At 39.7% G+C, this 2162-nt stretch carries 2 protein-coding genes and 1 pseudogene; all 3 read right to left on the reverse strand.

Features of this window, described 5'->3' with window-relative positions:
* A pseudogene (locus tag EHQ64_RS20405) lies at positions 1-114 on the reverse strand (alpha/beta hydrolase); the annotation flags it as partial.
* 193 nt (positions 115-307) lie between these two features.
* Positions 308-1219, reverse strand: a complete 912-nt coding sequence (locus EHQ64_RS14980) for a toll/interleukin-1 receptor domain-containing protein (protein ID WP_135650617.1) — start codon at positions 1217-1219, stop codon at positions 308-310.
* A 184-nt stretch (positions 1220-1403) separates the two neighbouring features.
* The gene (locus EHQ64_RS14985; RefSeq protein WP_135650618.1) at positions 1404-2060 is read right to left on the reverse strand and encodes a hypothetical protein; all 657 of its coding nucleotides are present in this window, start codon (positions 2058-2060) and stop codon (positions 1404-1406) included.
* Positions 2061-2162: the final 102 nt, after the last annotated feature.

The following is a 2162-nucleotide window of genomic DNA, read 5'->3' on the forward strand; positions in this document are numbered from 1 at the left end:
ATCCACGTAAGGATCTATCCAGCGGATATACTTTGGATTTTCTCCTTTAAAATCAATATTCCGAAAAACTCTTTCATCAGCTCCTAAACCACTGATAAGATATATATTTTTCACAATTTCCTATTTCTTGGATTACTATTGAGCATTACGCAACTGGCGCTTAACGACCAAGGCTTGACGACGTTTCGCGAGTGCGTAAGCACTTGGCATGAGACTTGCCCTGCAAGGCGAGTGACAAAGCGAAATGTGGCGTAGCCCGGAGCGAGAGTTGCGAAGCAAGCTCGAAGCGGAGCGTCAGAGCCGATAGTTAGACGCCGTGGGGATTCCTTTTAATCAATTCGATTATTTTCTTCTTTTCTTCTTCAGTGGGCTGCTGAACACGATTTTCTCGATCATCACGAATACCATCAATCAAGAAATCAAAATCATAAAGTGTATCTTGCCCAGTGTCCATTCCAAGTCGACGAATAGATAGGCTGATAGTAATTTCTTGCTTTGAATTCGCATCTTTAAATACAGTGACAACTTGCTTTGGCAAGTTATCTTCAATTAAAATCCGTAAATTCCTGATTTCTTCAAATTCCCAAAGAATTTCAAGAATCGTTTCACGATGAAACCAGCCAAGCCCTGCACTTTCAAAATACTGATTACGCAGAGTAGCTTTGTCATTGCATGTTAACTGTATTTCTGCAAGTAAGGTGAACGGATAGTTCTTGTAAATATGAACCGCTGTCATTCGTACAAAAAAGAATTTTCCATTAAATAATCCCCAATCAATACCCCAATCCGTGTCTGAGTCAGCAGATTCAAACCTCCCCAAAGAAGAAGTTGCAGCATGAGCTAATGCGTTTTTTAGATCTTGAAAGCCAGATTGAAATGAATTTCGAAAATCAGCATAAAACTTTTCTTTAAGAAAGAAAGGTATTTCACAATCTTCTAATAAAACAGGCAAAACTACTACTCGCTTTTCTTCAAGTTCGCGCATTAGGGCAGAGTTTAACTCTTTTCTGCACCAATCTGAGGATACGGATGCTTTAGAGAGCACCACACATAAGTAGTCTGATGATTTTATCGCTGATTGAATCTTATCAATCAGTGAATCACCGACTTTCATTTCCCATCGGTCTAACCAAACGTGAACTCGTTCGCTTACTAAATTTTTTGCGAGACGATCAACAAAATCAAGATCCGTTCTAGAGTAACTAATGAATACAGGCATATTTAATCTCCATGGCGTCTAACGACCAAGGCTTGACGACGTTTCGCGAGTGCGCAAGGACTTGGCGCGAGACTTGCTCTGCAAGGCGAGTGACAAAGCGAAATGTGCCGGAGGCCAAGCGAGAGTGCGCAAGCATCTCGAAGCGCAGCGTCAGAGCCGAAAGTTAGACGAAGATCGGGACAAACTAAAAATTGATTGGGTAATTGATCTCAATTAGATCGCTTCTTAGTTGATCTAAATCATCAATTTCTACTTTTAACTTTTTCAAAAAGGAACCATCTATCTTGTTCATAGCGTAAATCTTTTTTACCAAATCCAAGCTAACTTCCATTTCGTAGTATTCTTCTGCCCACTTTTGGTAAGTAAGTGGATTACCATCTAATATATAAAGCAACTCTTCAGAACCGTCATCTCCTCCCTTCGGAAAAGTAATGTCCCCCGTTTTCCATGCCTTATCTTTATTTAATCTCCAAATAAAGAAAGTTGTTCCAATTGATGGGATAGGTTCGGTATCAATAAACTCCTGAAATTCAGGAGGCATATTTTCAAATAATCCTGGCCAATATTTTGGCTTTTTATTAATCCAAGGTGACATTTTCGACTCACGATCAAAACCATTAATCGCCGCGCCATGCTGGCTAAATAATATTTTATATTCACTACCGCTTCCATCTCTCATTGAGCCTAATTCTTCCGAAGCGGACCATTTAGAGTCATAGGAATAATATCTCAACTCCCATTCAGGACAAAGGATAGCATCTAACGCGGCGATTGACTTTGATAAATTTTTTATAGTTTTTATGTCTGAAAGTTTATTTAAGTTTTTTGTTGATATATTCATATCCTATTTCTTTTTCCCGATTTTCGTCTAACGACCAAGGCTTGACGACGTTTCGCGAGTGCGCACGCACTTGGCATGAGGCTTGCTTAGCAAGACGAGTGA

The sequence above is a fragment of the Leptospira sarikeiensis genome, assembly GCF_004769615.1.
Lineage (GTDB): Bacteria > Spirochaetota > Leptospiria > Leptospirales > Leptospiraceae > Leptospira_B > Leptospira_B sarikeiensis.